Consider the following 20,174-nt stretch of genomic DNA (forward strand, 5'->3'; position numbering starts at 1 on the left):
AGACAAACCGTACCCTATCGAAGCTAACGCCTATAATAAATAGTCCGTATCAAGCATGGCAAGTTCACAGGACTTGCGCCCGGTTTCACGATATAAAGCCTATATTCATGATAAACAGCAGGACGAAACCCATCGACAAGGTCGTCTGAAATCCAATTTCGCTTTTCAGACGACCTTGTGCCGTGAATTAATTCTGCAAATACAATGTTGCTTACCGCACAACACCTTTTCCTACCGTTACGCCTTCTATACATCCTTCTCATGACAAGAATGCTACAATTGGCATATTTTTACCGTTATCGGACAGGTGTTTTATGCAGTATTTCTGCCTACTCATCCCCATCCTCATTGGCTATTTTCTTGACGAAATGACCGTCGGCGTCATTTTCGGCTCTATTTTATGGTTGTTTGCGCGGGAACTCGGCAAACCGCGTCAGGAAGAACATGATGCAAAGCTGCAAAACCTGGAAAAAGAAATCGAGTTGCTGAAGCTGCGTTTGACGGCTTTGGAACAAGAAACCGTTCATGATAAAGCAGAAGTCGGGCAGGCGCGGAAACTGCGTGCTGTTTTGTCCGAACATGCCGACGATATTCAGACGACCCCTGCGCCGCTTCATGAGAAGGTTGAACCTGTTGCAACTGCGGACAATGCGTCCGTCGAGCCGCACATCGAACCGGTTACCGCCCCCTCTTTTTCTACGCCTGTTCCCCCTGTTTCCGCTGAATCTTCCGTACAGCCCGAACCTGCTTTGTCCGCAGATAGCGTCGAAACGCCTGCCCAAGTTTCCGCTATTCAAGAAGACGAACGCAAACAAGACGCACCTGTCCTGCAAACGTCGTCTGAAAACGAAGCGCCGATGTCGTCTGAACCTATATCTGAAACTGCAGACGCAGATTCTCGTGAAACCATTATCCGAAAAGAAGAAGGTTTCGATTTCAAATTCTCCGAAAATCCGATTGTTGCTTGGTTCCTGCGCGGCAATCCACTGCTGAAAACCGGTATCGTGGTGCTGTTCCTCGGCTTGGCGTTCCTCTTGCGCTATGCCTCCGAGCGGATTCATGTGCCGGTGGAAATGCGTTACCTGACCGTGGCAGGCGCGGGTCTGGCGGCGGTCATCGGCGGCTGGAAGCTGCAAAGCCGCAAACGCGAATACGGCTTGGTGTTGCAAGGCTTCGGCGTGGCGGTGATGTATCTGACCGCTTTGGCGACGTTGAAACTGCATCCGCTGCTGCCCGCACCGATCGTGTTCGTGCTAATGGTGGCGATGGTCGTATTGATGGCGTTGCTGGCGATCAGGCAAAACGCGCAGATTATGGCGCAGGTCGCCTTGGTCGGCGGTCTGGCGGCGCCCATCCTGGTATCGGACGGCAGCGGCAATTATTTGGTGCTGTTTTCCTACCTTTCCCTGCTCAATGCCGGCGTAGCGGCGATTGCCTGGTTTAAGGCATGGCGGCCGCTGAACCTGACGGGTTTCGCCGGAACCTTCTCCATCGCCGCGTTGTGGGGCATGCAAAGCTATACGCCGCAGCATTTCGCCACGACCGAACCTTTCCTGATTTACCACTGGCTGCTCTACACCTTCATCGCCTATCTGTTCGCCCGCCGCAAGCTGACGGATAGCCGCGAAGACACGCTCGCGCCCGTTGCCGACAATGCGACGCTGGAAGAAATTTGGAACAGCATCTGCTCCCACGGCCTGCGCGTCCACGTCCTCGACCATACTTTATTGTTCGGCACGATGGCGGCGGCGTTCGGACTGCAATACCGCATGGTGGAACACTGGCCGTCTGCGGATGCATTCTCTGCGCTGGGCTTCGCCGCCGTTTACGGGCTTGCCGCGCTGATGCTGAAACAGCAACAGGGTTTGTATATCCTGCGTCAGGCGTTTGTTGCCTTGTCGCTGCTTTTCCTCACGCTCGCCGTTCCGCTTTACTTTGAACGCGGCAACACCGTCATCCTGTGGACGGTAGAATCCGCGCTCGTGTATTTCTTCGGGCTGCGCCAACAGCGTCCGCATATGCGTTTGGGTGCGCTCGTCGTTTATCTGCTGGCGGCGCTGACCCAACTGAGCGGTTATCAGGAGGGAGGATCCACCATCCTGCAAGGTCAATGGTTCACCACCCTGCTGACCCTGTTCGGCGGCGCAGCAATTTACCTGCAGTGGCACCTCTACCGCCGTAAAGGCTCGGCACACTGGGAACACACGCTTCAAAACGCAACCCTCTGCGCCGCCCTGCTCTACACATCCATCCTGCCTTTACTGTTTTTCGCGGAACGCGGCAGCATCATCATTTTCTCTGCTTTGGTGGCAGCTTGGGCGTTCTGCCGAGGCAAAGGCAAGTCGGACGTGTTCAGCACATTCGCCTTGGGCAATGCAATCTTTATCCTGCTCTTCCAAGCCTCGATTAATAATGAATCCAACGGCTTCCTGACACACTGGCACCTCTTTGCCGCCGCGCCACTGCTGTTTGCTGCCGCCTACATGCTGCAATATCCGCGCGTCCAAACCGAAGCATCTGAAAACCAAGACAAACAAGACCAAACCCTCCCGTTCTCGCAAATTGCGGGCTGGGCTATCCTCGTTATCGCCCTGATGCTGGGCGGCTTCGCCATCTATACCCAATGGACGGGCGAAGAAACCCTGTTCATCGAGCTTTGGGCATTGCCGATATTCACCGCCTTGCTGTTGCTTGCCAACCGTTTGAACTGGAAAGAGCTTTTTCAGACGACCTTGGCATTCCTGCCCCTGTTTGCCCTGCACTTCATCGGCTATCACCTCGAACATCTATGGACGGCCGCCGCAGCCCTGCCGCTTGCCGCCGCCACCGTGTTGAACTTCCTCATCCTGAATAACCGCCGAACCAATGCGCCTATCGGCTTGCACAAAATCAACATCATCATGCTCGGCATCCTTTGGTCGCTTTGGTCGGGAATGTATGTCGGCGAACTCGTCGACGGCGTTTGGTCGCAGCTCTCGTGGCTTGCCGTACCGCTGATCATGTGGGTCGTCCTTCATACGCAGCGGCAGCGCGGCTTTTTCAGACGACATCAATCCGCCTATCAGCATTCCGCCCTGCCGATAGCCGCCCTTGCCGCGGCAAGTTGGATGATATGGACGAACTTCTCTACTCCGTTCCAACCCACGCCGTTGCCGTATATCCCGCTGCTTAACCCGCTGGAACTCGCCTGCGCCGGAATGCTGTGGTTCGCCCTGAAGTCCCTGCCCGAAGCTCTGCCTGCAGAATACCGCCGCGTGAACGCGCCCGGCGTCGCCGCCCTCGCATTCATGGTCATCAGCGCGGGCGTGATGCGCCTGTGGCACTTCTACGACGGCATCACTTGGCGCCTCGACATCATGCTTCAATCCTTCGGCCTGCAAGCCAGCCTCTCCGTCGTCTGGGCAGTGACCGCCATCATCCTGATGGTGTACGGCAACCGCCGCAAACTGCGCCCCTTCTGGATAACCGGCGCAGCGCTGATGGCCGTCGTCGTCGTCAAGCTCTTCCTCATCGAGCTTTCCAACAGCGGCGGCATCGCCCGCATCGCCTCCTTCATCATCGTCGGCGTGCTGCTGCTCTTGGTCGGCTGGTTCGCGCCCGTTCCGCCCAAAGCAGTGGAAAACGAAGAGGACAAAGCATAGCCCAGTCCCCAAAGAAAAGGTCGTCTGAAAACCGACAGCAAGTTTTGCTAAAATATTTTCAGACGACCTTCAGGCATCCCGAATCCAACCCGGCATGGCAGAAAATCGACCACTTTTGTCAGGTCTGCTTCAATCTGAGCGTGCTTTACCGATTATTGATGGATTAAAATACACATACAAAATGAAAAAGTCTAAAGAGGAGATTAAAAATGCCCAACCGCAGCGAACTTCCGTTGATTTATTCCTGTTCCGGATGTTCTGACGTAGCGCAACTTGCCAACAATACCGCCGTAGCACTCGATCACGCCGGCGAATTTGAAATGTCGTGTATTTCCGGCGTAGGAGGCAAAGTCGCACCTTTGGTACGCAAAGCGCAGTCCGGCAGGCCGATACTGGTCATCGACGGCTGCCATCTGCATTGCGCCAAGTCATGTTTGGAAAACGTAGGCGTCGAAATTTCAGAAGAACACCACGTCAAACTCTATGACTTGGGCTACAAAAAGCGTTTTGGCAAAAGCTATGACGAAGCGGCGGTAGAAGAAGTCTATCAATATGTCTTAACTAAAAAACACGATGTGTTAAGCAACTAGCCACCTTTCCCCCAAGCAATCCGTTTGCAAAACCTTCAACACAAACCCGAACGGATGACAACCGTTTCAAAACAAAGGTCGTCTGAAAACCGATAGCAAGTCTCGCTAAAGCGTTTTCAGACGACCTTTTTTAATAGGGAGAACGTTACCGCCCGATTGCCAACTTGTTCAATATCTTGAAGGTGAAAAACAATTGCTGCCTAGACGGTACAGCGGCTTACAGGTTTCAACTTCATGCTCAATATTATAAAATCCATCACCTTCCCGACATCCGCACCACCCCATGAACTACGCCCTAGATGCCCTATGGTGGAAACTCACCAACCCGTCCGTCCGCGCCCTCGCCACTCTGCTGACTGCCCCGCCACTTTGGCAAAGCGGCTGCGAATTGAGCGTCCGCACACTATTGGGCGAACACGGCTTCCGCTATCTTTTGGATTTGGACGGCAATCCCTCCCCCTTAGACGACTATCTCGCCGAACACGCCCCCTTCGGCAACCGACTCGGCATCTACGCCGAACGCCTGCTCGTATTTTGGTTCGCCCATGCACCGCATACCGAATTGCACGCCTATAACCTGCCCGTGTTTTCAGACGACCTCACGCAAGGCGCCGCCGATTTCATCGCCTCCATCAACGGCAAACCCTATCATATCGAACTGACCTGCAAATATTACGGCAGCGGCAGCGGCAAATCCGCAGACCTGTGCGGACTCAATCCCAAAGACACCCTCGCCGCCAAAGCCGCCAAACTGCCCCGCCAGCTTGCCCTGCTTCATTCCTCCGAAGGCAGCGAAACCCTTCGGCAAAACCGTCTCCCCGACGCGCCGCAACCCGCCTCAATCATACGCGGTATCGGCTTTTTCCCAGTCGGCGCAGATTCCGCCGAAGCCCCGCTGAACCCATACTGCTGGCGCGGAATCTTCATCCGCGACTGGTCGGCATATCCGACCCACGAGGGCGCACGCTACCACTTCATCGACCGCATGGCATACCTCGCCCCCGCCCGCGTCGCCGAGGCGCAAACCCTGTCCGAGCGAGACATCCGCCAAATCGAAAGCGGTTTAATCGCCAAACTCGAATTGCGCCCCGACGGCTTTTGGCATGAAATCGAACGCATCATGAAGGTCGTCTGAAACCCGATTCAACGTTTTCAGACGACCTTTCCAGTATAATCCAAGCCTTTCCCCCGATTGCGAACCCACCATGACCCCGATCCAACTCGACCATACCGCCAAAGTGCTGGCTGACATGCTGACTTTCAAACAGCCTGCCGATGCCGTTTTGTCCGCCTACTTCCGCGAATACAAAAAACTCGGCCGCCAAGACCGCCACGAAATTGCCGAAACCGCCTTCGCCGCCCTGCGCCATTATCAAAAAATCAGTACCGTCCTGCGCCGTCCGCATGCCCAGCCGCGCAAAGCCGCGCTTGCCGCGCTCGTCCTCGGCAGAAGCACCAACATCAGCCAAATCAAAGACCTGCTCGACGAAGAAGAAACCGAGTTTCTCAGCAGCCTCAAAGCGCGCAAAACCGAATTTTCAGACGACCTCCATACCGCCGCCGAATTGCCGCAATGGCTGGTGGAACAACTGCAAAAACATTTCAGTGAGGAAGAAATCCTTGCCTTCGGCCGCAGCATCAACCAAGCCGCGCCGCTCGACATCCGTGTCAACACGCTTAAAGGCAGACGCGACAAAGTGCTGCCCCTGCTTCAAGCCGAAAGCCCCGACGCAGAAGCCACGCCCTATTCCCCTTGGGGCATCCGCCTGAAAAACAAAATCGCCCTCAACAAACACGAATTGTTTTTAGACGGCACGCTTGAAGTCCAAGACGAAGGCAGCCAGCTCCTCGCCCTGCTCGTCGGTGCCAAACGCGGCGAAATCATCGTCGATTTCTGCGCCGGCGCAGGCGGCAAAACCCTCGCCGTCGGCGCGCAAATGGCAAACAAAGGCAGAATCTACGCCTTCGACATCGCCGAAAAACGCCTTGCCAACCTCAAGCCCCGCATGACCCGCGCCGGACTGACCAATATCCACCCCGAACGCATCAGCAGCGAACACGACGGCCGCATCGCCCGCCTGACCGGCAAAGCCGACCGCGTTTTGGTCGATGCCCCCTGCTCCGGCTTAGGCACACTGCGCCGCAACCCAGACCTCAAATACCGCCAATCGCCCGAAACCGTCGCCAAACTTTTGGAACAGCAACACAGCATCCTCGATGCCGCCGCCAAACTGGTCAAACCGCAAGGCAGGCTGGTTTACGCCACTTGCAGCGTGTTGCCCGAAGAAAACGAAATGCAGGTCGAACGCTTTTTGGAAGAACACTCGGAATACGAACTCCTCGACTGCGCCGAATTGCTCGCCGGTTTGAAAATCGATTTGAACACCGGCAAGTACCTGCGCCTCGATTCGGCAAAACACCAAACCGACGGATTCTTCGCCGCCGTTTTGCAACGCAAGGAATAAATGTTCAAACAAGGCGTAAATATATAGTGGATTAACTAAATCAGGACAAGGCGACGAAGCCGCAGACAGTACAGATAGTACGGAACCGATTCACTTGGTGCTTCAGCACCTTAGAGAATCGTTCTCTTTGAGCTAAGGCGAGGTAACGCCGTACTGGTTTAAAGTTAATCCACTATACGAAAGGTCGTCTGAAAACCTGATACTAGGTTTTCAGACGACCTTTTTAGCGCAGATTAAAGCGAATTTAATCGGGCAATGCCCGTTTGCCGAAATCCTCGAACGATAAAGAAGAGAATAGGTAAAGCATCCCGTTTCCCTAAAATCCAAACATACAAAAAGGTCGTCTGAACATTTTCAGACGACCTTTTGCGTTGTTGAAACTTAAGCCAAAGAAGCGTTTACAAATGCGGTCAATTGACCTTTTGCCAAAGCGCCGACTTTGGTGGCGACGTTTTCGCCGTTTTTGAACACCATCAACGTCGGAATACCGCGCACGCCGAATTTGGCGGGGGTGGCTTCGTTTTCGTCGATGTTGAGTTTGACGACTTTCAGACGACCTTCAAATTCGGCGGCGATGTCGTCCAAGATCGGAGCGATCATTTTGCAAGGGCCGCACCAAGGTGCCCAGAAGTCGAGCAATACGGGAACGTCGGATTTCAAAACGTCTTGTTCGAAATTTGCATCAGTAGTGTGGATAATCAGTTCGCTGCTCATGAGTTTTTCCTTTTTGTGTCAAATTGAATCAGATGTTGTGCAGAATAGGGCTTGGGGCTGAAAATTTCAAGTGTCGCAAAAGTGTAATAGCTTTTTTGTAAGGTTGCCATCGGGATTGGCTAATGTTTTTCAGACGACCTGCCCGATCGGTCAGCCTGCCCTAAAGCTCATCAGATGGCGCGTGTAATCGCTGGAAGGGTTGGCAAATACGGTTTCGCAGCCGCCCTCTTCAACGATTTTGCCGTCTTTCAGCACCATCACGCGGTGCGACAGGGCGCGGATGACGGCGAGGTCGTGGCTGATGATGATGAGGCTGAGACCGTGTTTTTTCTGCAAATCGGCGAGCAGCTCCAGAATCTGTTGCTGCCATTGTACGTCGAGCGCGCTGGTGGGTTCGTCCAAAACGAGGATTTTCGGGCGGACGATGATGGCACGGGCGATGGCGAGCCGCTGGCGTTGTCCGCCGGAAAAGGCGTGCGGATAGCGTTCGAGCGCGTCTTCGGGCAGTCCGACCTGACGCAATACGTCTTGCACGCGCTGCCGCATTTCTGCGCGGGACAAATCGGGTTCGTGGACGCGCAGGGCTTCGGAAACGATATTAAAGACGTTCATGCGCGGGTTGAATGCGCCGAACGGGTCTTGGAACACCATTTGGATGTCGCGCCTCGATTCGCGCGTCCAAGCTTCGCCGTTGATTTTCAGACGACCTTCCGCGTCGATAAGGTGCATGACGGCTTTTGCCAGCGTGGTTTTGCCGCAGCCGCTTTCGCCGATGATGCCCAGCGTTTCGCCCGCTTTCAAATCGAAGGACACCGGCTCCAGCAGGGTTTTGCTGCGTTTTTTGAACCAGCCCGCCGTTTCTTTGACGGCAACGGAAAGCTGCTCCGCCTGCAAGACGGTGGCAGGATTGCCCGCCAAAGGCACGACCTTGCGTGCGGCACCGGCGTTCAACAGCATTTTCGTATATTCGTGTTGCGGACGGGCGAACACTTCCGCCGCTGCGCCCGTTTCGACAATGCGTCCGCCGCGCATCACGGCGACGTCGTCCGCAAAGCGGCGGACAAGGTTCAGGTCGTGGGTGATGTAGAGCATGGTCATGTTGTGCGCCTGCTGCAAGCGCGCCAACAAATCGAGAATCTGCGCCTGCACGGCGACATCCAAGGCGGTGGTCGGTTCGTCGGCAATCAAGAGCTTGGGTTCGGCGGCAACCGCCATCGCAATCATCGCCCGCTGCCGCTGTCCGCCAGAAAGCTGGAAGGGATAGGCAAAGGCTTTCTGCTCAGGCTCGCGGATGCCGGTTTCCGCCAAAAGTTCGACCGCCCTCGCCCATGCCTGTTTTTTGTCCAAACCCAGATGCAGGGTCAGCACTTCGGCAATCTGCGCGCCGACGCGCATCACGGGGTTGAGCGCGGTCATCGGTTCTTGAAACACCATGCCGATTTCCCGCCCGCGCAGCTTTTGCAGGGCGCGTTCGGATTGGGTCAGCAAATCGTTGCTGTCGAATTTCAGACGACCTTCAAACGACACCAGCGGATTCAGCCGCATAATGCCCTGCGCCAACACGGTTTTACCGCTGCCGCTCTCGCCGACCAATGCCAGTTTCCTGCCGGTCTGTACGGTCAGGCTGACATCGTGCAGGACTTGCTTGCCGGGGAAAAAGGCGTTTAGGTTTTCAATTTCAAGGATGGGTTTCGTCATGGTATCGAGGTCGTCTAAAAACGGAAAACGGTTGGAATCAAATCGGCAATACCCGCCGCACGGGCAGAAATCTTTACGAAGCAATAAGCCATATCTGATGGTTTACAAGAAACGCGCCCAACAAACATCGGCTTTCTGCTTTTCAGACGACCTCTGATTCAAACCCGCAAACCGAGGTCGTCTGAACGCTTATTATTTCTGAAACTGCTCTTTCAACACCCGTTTCAACACTTTGCCCGTGGCATTTTTCGGCAGTTCGTCTTTAAAGTAAATCTGTTTGGGGATTTTGAAATTCGCCAAATGTCCGCGCAAATGGGCGCGCACGTCGGCTTCGTCCAACGTTTCACCGTCTTTGAGTTGGATAAAGGCGATGATTTCTTCATCGGCGTATTGGTCTTTCACGCCGATGACGGCTGCGGCTTCGACGGCGTCGAGTTTGTAAATCGCCTCTTCGATTTCGCGCGGATAAACGTTTTGCCCTTTGGAAATAATCAGGTCTTTTTTACGATCGACGATAAAGATAAAGCCATCTTCGTCTATCGTGACAAAATCGCCTGTTTTCAGCCATCCGTTGACGATGGCTTCGTCCGTGGCATCGCGCATATTCAGGTAGCCCTGCATGACCGAACCGCCTTTGACGATGAGTTCGCCCACTTCGCCCGTCGGCACTTCGACCAATTCGTCGTTGACGGCTTTGACTTCCAATCCGGGCAAGGCGATGCCGACGCTGCGGGCTTTTTGCCTTTCGGGCGTGTTGACGGCGACAACGGGCGAGCATTCGCTCAAGCCGTAGCCTTCCAAAAGCTTGGCGCGCGGGAACTTCGCTTTAAAATCAAGGATGGTTTGTTCCGCCAAAGGCGCGCCGCCGCTGATAAACAGACGGACGCGGTTGAACCATCTGAAATACCAAGGGATTTTCGCTTTGCTCATGGCGGTGTAAATCGCGGGCACACCCAAAAACACGGTCGCGCGTTTGAATAAAACCTGTTTCAAAACGTTGGAGAACGGGAAAACGGATTTCACCAAAATAATCGAACACGCCATATAAATCGGCAGCAACACCATGGCCGTCAGCGTAAAGCTGTGGAACATCGGCAGGAACACGACGAAGCGGTCGCGTTTGGTAATCTTAAAGATGCGCTCGATGCCTTCAAGGTTGGAAAACAGGTTGCCATAGCTGATTAATGCGCCTTTAGGGTGGCCTGTCGTGCCGGAAGTGTAAATAATATGCGCCAAATCATCGATTTTCGGTTGGCGGCTCAAATCGGGCGCACCCGAAAAACGGCGCGCTTCTTCAAAACGCACATCGGCTTCGTCCGCCGCTTTCGCCTCGCCTATCCAAATGATTTTCTCGACACGGGTCTGCTTCTTCAGCCCCTTCAATTCTTTCTGCAAACCTGCCGACGCAAACATAAACCGCGCTTTGCAGTCGTTCAAAATATACGCGTATTCGTTGTTTTTCAAAAACGTATTCATCGGTACGGCAACCGCGCCGATGGCGGATACGGCAAAATAGGCGCTGATAAATTCGGGCGAATTGGATACCGCCAAAGCCACTTTGTCGCCGAACTTGACGCCCATATTTTGCAGATATGCGGCTACGGCATCGACTTCCTGCTTGAGTGCATGGTAGGTGGTTTTTTCTTTGTCGTTGAACACCGCAGTACCTTTGCCGTTTTTACGGCAGGCAGCGGCCAGCATTTCGTAGAAATTTGTGTTGTGTGTTTGATTCATTGGAATTCTTCAAAAATTAAGTGAGTAAAATATTTTTGCGGTCGCGCCCATAAACAGGTTTTTCGCCCTGAAAACAAGCTCGGCCTGAAAAGCCATCTATATAGCAGGAAAATGAGCTATCGGCTATTTTATATTCATCCGCAATACGGAAAATCATCCCCTCGCGCGCACGTCAAACGCCTGACGCAAGCCCTCGCCTATCATCACCAGCAAAAGCAGCATAACCGTCAGCGTACCGACGGTGGACAAGCCTATCCACCAAGCGTCCAAGTTGTCCTTACCCTGCGCCAAGAGTTCGCCCAAGCTCGCCTGCGACGCGGGAACGCCCAAACCGAGGAAATCCAAGCTGGTCAGCGCAAGCACCGCGCCGGAGATGCGGAAAGGCAGAAACGCCAATACGGGCGTCAGGCTGTTGGGCAGGATGTGCCGCCACATAATCGCGCGGTTGGCCACGCCCATCGAACGCGCCGCCAAAACGTAATCCGCCTGACGGTTTTTCAAAAACTCGGCGCGGACGTAGTCCGACAGCCCCATCCAGCCGAACAGCGACAGCAACACCAGCAAAATCAACAAACTGGGATTAAAAAACGAAGACAGGATAATCAGCAGATAAAGCTCCGGCATCCCGCCCCAGATTTCGATAAAACGCTGCATCAAAAGGTCGGTCTTGCCGCCGAAATAACCCTGCACCGCGCCGGTGATCACGCCGATTACGGTCGTTACAAAGGTCAATGCAAGGGCAAACAACAGGGAATCGCGGAATCCGTAAACCAAACGCGCCAAGACATCGCGACCGCGGTCGTCCGTGCCGAGCAAGTGCCTTTCGGACGGACTTGCAGGGTCCGGCTGCGTGTCGAAATCATTAAGCGTATCGGCATCGTAGGGATTGGGCAGATAAACGGCGTAATTGCCGTTTGATGTGATGTTGCCGCGTATCAGCGGGTCGAGGTAATCGGCAGGCGTATCGAAATCGCCGCCGAACACGGTTTCGTTGTATTCGTTTACCAGCGGAAAATAATATTCGCCCTGATAACGTATCCACAAGGGCTTGTCGTTGCTCCACAAAGGCGCAAGCAGCGCGACGGCAAACAAAACGGCCAAAACCCGCAGCGCGAACCAGCCGCGTTTGTGTTGCTTGAATGCCTGCCAGTAAGAAAAATGTTTACTCATAGCTTGTTATTATCAGGCCGACTGAAAATTTTCAGTCGGCCTGATATATAAGGATATAGACATGAAATTATACATTTTGAAAAGCAGATAGTGCCAATTTCAATGCTTCGATTTCACGTTCTTTTTGTAGTAACAACTCATTCTTGTGATCCAGTATAAGTTGCAATTTTTCTAACTTTATAGTACTTTCGTTTGCATAATGATTGCCATCATATTGAATATTTTTATTAATTAAATAAATCAGGCTTCTATCATCAGCCTTCAGCAACTCCATCAAATTAATACCCAATATGGTAGTAATCCGCTCCAACATTGGAATATTCATTCTCGTTTTTCCCTGTTCAATCTTAGCATAGCCATTGGTAGACATATTTAACCGGGAAGCCATTTCCTCTTGTGTAAGTCGACTCAATTCTCGAACTTTCTTGATTTTTTCGTTAATTTGCATAATATTCACTTCAATACTTTTTGATACTTTTCGGGTGGGCTAATGGATAATTTGTTGGTGGCTCGATTTTTTTAGTAGTATATCATATTATTGCGCTGGCAAACGCATTGCTACTTACAACTTATTTAAAAAAGGAAACAATATGTATGAACTGATTGACCCAGAATTCGTTACCAGTCAGAAAATAACAAATATTTTCAAAAATGCCTATATCGATATCAAAGAAGCACAATATCTCTCTGATTCAGATTCATATTATTGGATGATAGAACTAAATTCAGAAGGTGTGCTTATTGGACTTGATCCTAAAGAAAAGCAGTTCGATATAGGAGAAAATACTGCTCTATGTACTTATAACGAATTTGAGAACAATGAACGTTTTATTCTTAATCTAATAAACGAAATGAATAAAAGATTTAACATACGGTCTTACATAAGGCTTGATAAAGAGCAGAGTATATGCGTTTTTTCAGCCAGGGCAGTGTATAGATATGGCAAAGGTTTTAATCCTGCTGATTTTATTGATGAATGTCGTTTTTTTGCTGGCGCTTATCGTCATATGCTATCCAATTATTTAGTTCCTAAATTTAAACAAGAAGGAATATTGAATGATTAATACAATAAATGAGATCGATGAGATCTTAAAAAACTCTAATCCTGATGAATGGCAGAGAAATGAAAATCGAGGACTGTTTATTTATCGTTCTGATGTTAATCTAAGAATAGAGCGCGATTCGAATTTCGAAGATTTTGATGAGGATTGGCTTCCTTCTACTCCGTTTGATAATATATCAGGTAAAAAACCGGTTTATAAAGTCAAATATATTGTTAAATATAATCAAACAGAAATAGCTCATAAATTTCTGATACTAATTGACGGAGTATATGTACTTATACCGATGCCAAAAAAATCCAATAATTTAGGAGGTAGTTTATTTGTTACTTCTGATGATGTAAATTTTGCAAAAATTGTAACAATATGCCCTCCAACGGTATCGCAAGAAATATCTCCAGTCAATGAATATATAAACAAATGTGGTTTTGATATTATTTGAATTTGTAAGTTAATTAATAGGTCGTCTGAATGTTTTTTTTCAGACGACCTATTTCTGTCCGCCGAAATGAATGCGCGGATCGACCCACGAATAAGAAATATCCGACACCAATTTCGCCAGCAAACCCATCAGCGTGAACACATACAGCGTTCCCATCACCACCGGATAATCGCGCTTCATCACCGCCTCGTAGGAAAGCAGCCCCAGCCCGTCGAGCGAGAACAAGGTTTCAATCAGCAGGCTGCCGGTGAAAAACGCGCCGATAAAGGCAGCGGGAAAGCCGGTAATCAGCGGAATCATCGCGTTGCGGAAAACGTGTTTCCACAAAATCTGTTTTTCCGGCAAACCCTTGGCGCGGGCAGTATAGACATATTGGCGGCGGATTTCTTCAAGAAACACGTTTTTCGTCAACACCGTCGTTACCGCCAGACTGCCCGCCACCGAAGCCGTAATCGGCAGCGCCATGTGCCACAGATAATCCTTAATTTTGCCCGCCCACGACAACGTATCGAAATCATCGCCGACCAACCCGCCCTGCGGGAACCACGCAAAAAAGCTGCCGCCGCCGAATAACACCAGCAGCACCAAACCCAACACAAACGGCGGTATGGTATAACCGACCAGCACTACCATCCCCGTTACCGCGTCAAAACGGCTGCCGTCGCGCACCGCCTTGGCAATGCCCAACGGGATACAAATCAGATAAGTCAGGAAAAACGTCCACAAGCCCAAGCTCATCGACACCGGCATTTTCTGTTTGACCAGCTCGAACACGGTTTCATGATGGAAAAAACTCTTGCCCAAATCAAAACGGGCAAACCGCCACACCATATCCGCAAACCGCGTCAGCGGCGGCTTATCGAAACCGTACAGCGCATTCAACGCCGCCAAATCTTCCGGACTGATGCGGTTGCCGTTTTTCATGATATTGCCCGCCGTCGCATTCGCCGTCTCGCCGCTGACCGCACCATGCGTCAACTGCTGCACCATCTGCTCGACCGGCCCGCCCGGCACAAATTGGATAACGGCAAAAGTAATCGCCAAAATCCCCAACAGCGTGGGGATTAAGAGTAAGAGGCGGTGGGAGATGTAACGGTACATATTTGGTATCTTTAAATTATTTTAGCAAGCAACAATATATTGATAATACATTTTCTTCTTACTCAGAATCTCCAAAATCTAAACCTCTCTGTGCAAACTGTCCAAAGTTTAATTTTTCAACTTTTTTACTATCATAACTTTTTCTAAGCATTATCCTAATACACATTAAATATTTTGGATCTTTTATTGAATAAGAATTAACTTTATTATTTCTAATTATTAATGGAGAATCTCCTTTACTTAATTCCGAAAGAATATTACCAATACCCATATTAGTTTCAGGAATTGTCTGTGGAAACTCCTCTTTAATTAAAGATGTAATATCATTTGAATTAAACTGATGAGCTTCAATTTTTGCTATGCAATAAATAACTTGATTTTTCCTAGCTATCTCCGTATTGATACTATTTAGATTATTTTCAATTTGCTGATAACATTCTTTTAATCCATCTTTAAGCCATTCATAATCAGCAATCTTAATTAGTTCCTTATCATACATATTATTATTATCTTGGATTGCGTACGCTAATTGTTCACCATATTCTTGAACTCGTTGTGCAATTCCCAAAGTCACATTGAAAACATGGTTAATCAAAAAATTAAGTTCTTCCTTAGAAATTATAAATCCTAATAGATTTAAACCATTTTCAATAATATATTGCACTTGTTTAATAGATAAACCTCCAACTTCATCCATTTCTTTTATTCTATTTGATACTGATTCCGTATTTTTAGTTTTTCTAAAATATTGTAAAACTCCATTAGGGGTTCCCACAAGCAAGAAATACACCTTATATATAGAATATCTTTCATCATCAAGTAGCAAAATAATATTTGCTAACTCATCCATTAAATTTTCATTATTAAAAATAGCCTCTAAATTATCCAATACAATAAATTTTCTTTGATCTTTATGCGCATTATTAAATAAATTAAATGCTTTAAGCAAAATATCATTAGATCTAATTGAATATTGTCCTACATGATTTATCTTACCTCCAACTTCTGCCTTTACTCCAAGATTAAAACCAGCAGAAATTCCTGTCTGTTTAGTTTCGCTGTACCCTGTTTTTTCATAAAAATCTAACGGAGAAATGACATTAAAAATCTCCTGTGAAATAGAACCATTTCTAGCTGCAGTACCTAAGTTTACTATCTTATATGGTACTCCTTCTTCCGTTAAAACCTTTTTGTAAAGCCATGATTTTCCATTACCACTCTCTCCATAAATTAGAGTGTGAAAATCCCTTTCAATAGCTCGTTTCAATTTACTTTCTAATTGAGGGCGCGCGACATACATCATAGGATTTATAGCACTACTTTTAGGAGTAAAAACTTCTGTAATTTTCATATTTCTCTTTCTAAGTATTGATTCTTTACAGGTTCGCAGTAGCTCGTAAATTTGGTAATCATATTCAATAATACATGAATAGACACAATCTTACATTGATGTCTGCCCTAACTATTATTTTTACAAGCTTTAATGCAATAAACTTTTCAGACGACCTTCCTTATTTCTCCAAAGCCTCTTGCAGTTTCTTCTCAATCAAATCCGCGTCAAACGACTTGGCAATCAGCTCGAAGCGCGAGTCGCGGCGCCATGAGACTTGGTTGGCGCCCCATTGCCCGTCCACCCAGTTGAGCCACACCCATGTGCCGAGCACTTGGAACACGCCTTTGGCGCGGACGAGGCCGTCTGTGAATTTGGTCAGGTCGTTGAAGAAGTTGGTCAATTTTTCGCCGTCGAAATCGCGTCCGGCGGGGAATGTGAAACCTTGCGACTGGAAGCCCATGGTGTTGTCCGGCAGGGCTTTGAGACGGTAACGTGATTTTTCGATAACGGGAATGTCAAGCCATTGGATGTCGAGCTGTGCGTTTTGGACTTCGACCACTTTGGCTTTGGGTGGGAACAGTTTTGCCGCTTTGTCATGAAATTCGGCAAGCTGTTCGGGGGTGCATAAATCGGTTTTGCTGGCGACCAATACGTCGCAGATGCCGATTTGGTCTTTATACAACGCCTGCTGCGCGTAATCGGGGTTGATGAACTGGCGCGGATCGACGACGGTAAAGACGGCGCCGATTTCCAGAAGACTGTCCAGCGGTTTGGCTTTCAATTCGTCAATGACACTGGCGGCGTGTGCCAGTCCGCTTGCCTCAATCATCAGGCGGTCGGGCTTGGCGTCGCGCAGCATTTTCTGTACGGTTACGCCCATTTGCGGGCCGGCGGTACAACACAAACAGCCGCCGGCGATTTCTGCCACGGGGATGCCGTTGTCGCTCAATACGGCGCCGTCAATACCGATTTCGCCAAACTCGTTGACGATGATGACCCATTTTTCGTTCGGGTCTTTTTGCTCCATCAGGCTTTTGAGCGCGGTGGTTTTGCCTGTTCCCAGAAAACCTGAAATCAGGTGGATTTTAGTTTTTTTCACTTCTGACATTTTTTACAGATTCCAGTTAAAACAACGTGTTCTTCTTTCAGCGCAAAGCCGCTTTCGGCAACGCCTGCGCGCAGTGCCGCCCATTCGTGGCTCAGGGTTTGTTCGTCCGCCGTGCCGCATTCGGTGCAGACCAAAATAAACGCGCTATGGTGCGCTTCGGCTTCTTCGTGGTCGTGGCAATGGTCGTCGCACTCGTGCTGCGCGTGGCTGCACAAAATATAGCCGTTGACCGCCGCCACTTTGTGCAAAACGCCCTGCTCCGCCCAAAAATCAAGGGCGCGGTAGGCCGTCGGCGGCGCAACCACGCCCTCGCTCTGCTGCTGCATCTGCGACAAGACGTTGTAGGCTTTAATCACGCCGCTTTGCTGCAAAACGATATCGAGCACCTGCTCGCGCAAAGCGGTTACCTGTACGCCGTCACGGCGTGCCTGTTCGAGGATTTTTTGTTTGATTGCGTGTTTCATAAAGGCTTTCAGACGACCTTAAAATTCTGAACGGAGAGGATTACATTATAACGTGTTTATGTAAGATGCAGATATTCGGAGGTCGTCTGAACCCGAGCGCCACCGTTCAGACGACCCATCCCATCCAATCTGCCTATTTGAACCACGACTTAATCCGTGCAAACAAAGACATACTCTGTTTCTCGAAACTTTCCGCCTGTGCGGGCACGGGCAGCGTATTGCGGATCACTTTCATACCGGCAAACGTTTGGGCGACGGGCATGATTTCGATGGAGTTGACGTTCATGTGCGCCGGACGCTGATAGAGCCACAAAGCCGTATCCGCGATGTCTTGCGGTCGGATGGATTCGACGTTTTCATAAACCTTTTCCGCCCGCTCGTCATCGCCCTTAAAGCGGACATTGGAAAACTCGGTACCGCCGCACAAACCCGGCTCGATGTTGGTGACGCGGATGTTTTTATCCGCCAATTCCGCGCGCAGGTTCATGCTGAACTGGCGCACAAACGCCTTGGTCGCGCCGTACACGTTGCTGCCCTCGTAGGCATAGCTGCCGGCAATCGAACCCAGATTCATGATATAGCCTTGTTTGCGCTCCGCCATTTGCGGCAGGATTTGGCGCGTCAGGAAAGTCAGACCGACGATATTTGTTTGAATCATGGTTTCCCAATCGCCGAAATCTGCTTTGTCCGCTGTTTCCAAACCCAACGCCAATCCGGCGTTGTTGATCAGGCAATCGATTTCGGCAAAATTTTCAGGCAGGCTGTCGAGCGCGTTGCGTATCGACTCGGTACGCGAAACGTCCATTTCCAAAGGATAAAACCGCTCGCCCAATTCGGATGCCAATGCCTGCAGTTTCTCGCCGCGCCGTGCCGCGCCGATAACGGAATAACCGGCCTGTACAAACGTGCGGCACATCGCCTCGCCGAAACCAGCAGACGCGCCGGTAACCAAAATCGCCATAACTATTTCCTTTCTTTTCTCGTTTTGTAAACCCATTTCAGGTATGATTGCAACTTTTCAGACGACCTCTTCGGATGTCGTCTGAAAAATATGAATAACAAAATACTATCACAGGACACCAAAGCCATGAATACCAAACTCTTCTCAGCGGCGCTGCTCGCTGCCCTGACCCTTGCCGCCTGCGGTGGCGGCGCACCTGCGCAACCCAAAGGTCCGATCTCCGAAGACCGTACCACCGCGTTCAAATCCATGATGCCCGAGTTCTCCAGCATGGGCAAAATGGTAAAAGGCGAAGAACCTTACGACGTGGAAAAATTCAAGCAGGCTGCGGCAACTTTTGCCGAAACCAGCAAAAAACCTTTCACCTTCTTCCAATCTGACGACAAAGGCAACGGCCGCGCCCTGCCTGCGGTTTGGTCTGATGCGGCCAAATTCAAAGCCGAAGAGGACAAATTCGCCGCTGCCGTTGAAAAACTGAACGCCGCCGCGCAAACCGGCAAGCTGGAAGAAATCAAAGCCGCTTACGGCGAAACCGGCGCAAGCTGCAAATCCTGCCACGACACCTTCCGCGCTCCGGAAGAATAAGCCGCTGCACTGACATACAAAAAGGTCGTCTGAAATCCGGTTTCAGACGACCTTTTTTTGATTTTTAATGATTGCCGTGCTTAATAATCGGCTTCAACGGCAATCCAGCCTTCGTGCAAACGCTTTCATGTTCCGTAAACGTCAAGTTTGACGGTTTGCCTGTCAGTTATCCTTGTTTTCACAAAAACGCTAAAAAGAAAACCCGTCAGATAATCGACGGGTTTTCGTATGGTGGCGGAGTAAGAGGGATTCGAACCCTCGATGCAGGTTGACCCCACATGCTTCCTTAGCAGGGAAGTGCCTTCAGCCTCTCAGCCATTACTCCTAAGGAAGTGCGTAATATACTGGTTTGACTCGGGCGTGTCAAGCTGGGCTTCAGGGTATTTTTTAACCGTATGAAATCATTTGTATAAAATATAAAGAAGCGTGAAATTGTAGCCCGTATGCGACGGCTGGTACAATTCATGCTTGGTTTCAGGATGTGATGAAAATGAATGATTTAATCGTATTGAACAAGCCTTATGGCGTGATTTGCCAGTTTTCGACGCATGAAAAGTATGGGTGTTTGAAAGATTATGTGGTGCTGCCGGACTTTTATCCGGCGGGACGCTTGGATACGGACAGCGAGGGTTTGCTGCTGTTGACGAACGACGGGCGTTTGCAGGCGCGGATTGCAGATCCTAAGTTTAAGCTGGAGAAAACTTATTGGGCGCAGGTGGAAGGTTCGCCCGACGAAGCGAAGCTGGATATGCTGCGGCGCGGAGTGGATTTGGGCGATTTTGTCACTCGTCCGGCAAAGGTTCGCGTGTTGGAAGCGGACGAAGCAGATGTTTTATGGCCGCGCGTGCCGCCTATCCGCGTGCGCAAGTCCGTGCCTGATTTTTGGGTGGAAATTCGGATTTCGGAAGGAAAAAACCGGCAAGTCAGGCGGATGACGGCTAAGGCGGGTTTTCCGTGCCTGCGTTTGGTCAGGGTGGCAATAGGTCGTCTGAACGTGTTTGATTTGGGCCTGCCGCTTGGTCAATGGACGTTTGCGCCGCATAAGCCTTGATGGATGGCTGTTTATAAATTAATTGGCTGAAATTGATTGGCTGATAACGAAAAAGA

18 protein-coding genes and 1 tRNA gene are annotated in these 20,174 nt (G+C 50.2%); 8 read left to right on the forward strand and 11 right to left on the reverse strand.

What is annotated here, in order from left to right; genetic code table 11:
- Window positions 1-314 precede the first annotated feature (314 nt).
- The 4 genes from HMPREF1028_RS06690 (at window position 315) to HMPREF1028_RS06705 (ending at window position 6,696) form a co-directional block, all read left to right on the forward strand.
- Window positions 315-3,641: a DUF2339 domain-containing protein gene (locus HMPREF1028_RS06690; RefSeq protein WP_009312056.1), complete on the forward strand. Its 3,327-nt coding sequence runs from the start codon at window positions 315-317 to the stop codon at window positions 3,639-3,641.
- A 209-nt stretch (window positions 3,642-3,850) separates the two neighbouring features.
- On the forward strand, window positions 3,851-4,231 hold the full coding sequence (locus HMPREF1028_RS06695; protein WP_009312057.1) for a putative zinc-binding protein: 381 nt from the start codon (window positions 3,851-3,853) through the stop codon (window positions 4,229-4,231).
- 283 nt (window positions 4,232-4,514) lie between these two features.
- Window positions 4,515-5,366, forward strand: a complete 852-nt coding sequence (locus tag HMPREF1028_RS06700; protein WP_009312058.1) for a DUF1853 family protein — start codon at window positions 4,515-4,517, stop codon at window positions 5,364-5,366.
- Window positions 5,367-5,436: 70 nt separating this feature from the next.
- Window positions 5,437-6,696: an RsmB/NOP family class I SAM-dependent RNA methyltransferase gene (locus tag HMPREF1028_RS06705; protein ID WP_009312059.1), complete on the forward strand. Its 1,260-nt coding sequence runs from the start codon at window positions 5,437-5,439 to the stop codon at window positions 6,694-6,696.
- A 381-nt stretch (window positions 6,697-7,077) separates the two neighbouring features.
- Here HMPREF1028_RS06705 and trxA read toward each other — a convergent pair whose 3' ends face one another.
- From trxA to HMPREF1028_RS06730, 5 genes are all read right to left on the reverse strand, one after another.
- Window positions 7,078-7,410: a thioredoxin TrxA gene (trxA, locus tag HMPREF1028_RS06710; RefSeq protein WP_009312060.1), complete on the reverse strand. Its 333-nt coding sequence runs from the start codon at window positions 7,408-7,410 to the stop codon at window positions 7,078-7,080.
- A 150-nt stretch (window positions 7,411-7,560) separates the two neighbouring features.
- Entirely contained in the window at window positions 7,561-9,108 is a 1,548-nt protein-coding gene (locus HMPREF1028_RS06715; protein ID WP_009312061.1) for a dipeptide ABC transporter ATP-binding protein, read from the reverse strand.
- A 192-nt stretch (window positions 9,109-9,300) separates the two neighbouring features.
- Window positions 9,301-10,842, reverse strand: coding sequence for a fatty acid--CoA ligase (locus HMPREF1028_RS06720; protein ID WP_009312062.1), 1,542 nt, complete (start codon window positions 10,840-10,842; stop codon window positions 9,301-9,303).
- A 153-nt stretch (window positions 10,843-10,995) separates the two neighbouring features.
- Window positions 10,996-12,012, reverse strand: coding sequence for an ABC transporter permease (locus HMPREF1028_RS06725; protein ID WP_009312063.1), 1,017 nt, complete (start codon window positions 12,010-12,012; stop codon window positions 10,996-10,998).
- A gap of 67 nt (window positions 12,013-12,079) precedes the next feature.
- Window positions 12,080-12,460: a helix-turn-helix transcriptional regulator gene (locus tag HMPREF1028_RS06730; RefSeq protein WP_036529308.1), complete on the reverse strand. Its 381-nt coding sequence runs from the start codon at window positions 12,458-12,460 to the stop codon at window positions 12,080-12,082.
- 142 nt (window positions 12,461-12,602) lie between these two features.
- Here HMPREF1028_RS06730 and HMPREF1028_RS06735 point away from each other — a divergent pair, with 142 nt between their 5' ends.
- Entirely contained in the window at window positions 12,603-13,076 is a 474-nt protein-coding gene (locus HMPREF1028_RS06735; RefSeq protein WP_009312065.1) for a hypothetical protein, read from the forward strand.
- Window positions 13,069-13,515, forward strand: a complete 447-nt coding sequence (locus HMPREF1028_RS06740; RefSeq protein WP_009312066.1) for a hypothetical protein — start codon at window positions 13,069-13,071, stop codon at window positions 13,513-13,515. Before HMPREF1028_RS06735 ends, HMPREF1028_RS06740 begins: the two co-directional genes overlap by 8 nt.
- A gap of 48 nt (window positions 13,516-13,563) precedes the next feature.
- Here HMPREF1028_RS06740 and HMPREF1028_RS06745 read toward each other — a convergent pair whose 3' ends face one another.
- From HMPREF1028_RS06745 to HMPREF1028_RS06765, 5 genes are all read right to left on the reverse strand, one after another.
- On the reverse strand, window positions 13,564-14,616 hold the full coding sequence (locus tag HMPREF1028_RS06745) for an ABC transporter permease subunit (protein ID WP_009312067.1): 1,053 nt from the start codon (window positions 14,614-14,616) through the stop codon (window positions 13,564-13,566).
- A gap of 58 nt (window positions 14,617-14,674) precedes the next feature.
- Complete coding sequence (locus HMPREF1028_RS06750) at window positions 14,675-15,967, reverse strand: AAA family ATPase (RefSeq protein ID WP_009312068.1); 1,293 nt, start codon at window positions 15,965-15,967, stop codon at window positions 14,675-14,677.
- 160 nt (window positions 15,968-16,127) lie between these two features.
- Window positions 16,128-17,057, reverse strand: coding sequence for a GTP-binding protein (locus HMPREF1028_RS06755; protein ID WP_009312069.1), 930 nt, complete (start codon window positions 17,055-17,057; stop codon window positions 16,128-16,130).
- Window positions 17,045-17,521: a Fur family transcriptional regulator gene (locus HMPREF1028_RS06760; RefSeq protein WP_003744587.1), complete on the reverse strand. Its 477-nt coding sequence runs from the start codon at window positions 17,519-17,521 to the stop codon at window positions 17,045-17,047. Before HMPREF1028_RS06760 ends, HMPREF1028_RS06755 begins: the two co-directional genes overlap by 13 nt.
- Before the next feature lie 133 nt (window positions 17,522-17,654).
- A complete protein-coding gene (locus tag HMPREF1028_RS06765) occupies window positions 17,655-18,482 on the reverse strand; it encodes an SDR family oxidoreductase (protein WP_009312070.1) in 828 nt (275 codons plus the stop codon).
- Window positions 18,483-18,608: 126 nt separating this feature from the next.
- Between HMPREF1028_RS06765 and HMPREF1028_RS06770 the strand changes: the two genes are divergently transcribed.
- Complete coding sequence (locus HMPREF1028_RS06770; RefSeq protein ID WP_003763338.1) at window positions 18,609-19,067, forward strand: cytochrome c; 459 nt, start codon at window positions 18,609-18,611, stop codon at window positions 19,065-19,067.
- Between the two features lie 232 nt (window positions 19,068-19,299).
- On the opposite strand, the gene HMPREF1028_RS06775 is transcribed toward HMPREF1028_RS06770, so the two are convergent.
- Window positions 19,300-19,392 (reverse strand) — tRNA-Ser (locus tag HMPREF1028_RS06775).
- Between the two features lie 165 nt (window positions 19,393-19,557).
- On the opposite strand from HMPREF1028_RS06775, the gene HMPREF1028_RS06780 reads away from it, so the two are divergent.
- Window positions 19,558-20,118 carry a pseudouridine synthase gene (locus HMPREF1028_RS06780; RefSeq protein ID WP_009312071.1) on the forward strand — a complete coding sequence of 187 codons (561 nt, stop codon included), beginning with the start codon at window positions 19,558-19,560 and terminating at the stop codon, window positions 20,116-20,118.
- Window positions 20,119-20,174 lie beyond the last annotated feature (56 nt).

Origin of the sequence: Neisseria sp. GT4A_CT1, from assembly GCF_000227275.1 — a bacterium.
Classification (GTDB): domain Bacteria; phylum Pseudomonadota; class Gammaproteobacteria; order Burkholderiales; family Neisseriaceae; genus Neisseria.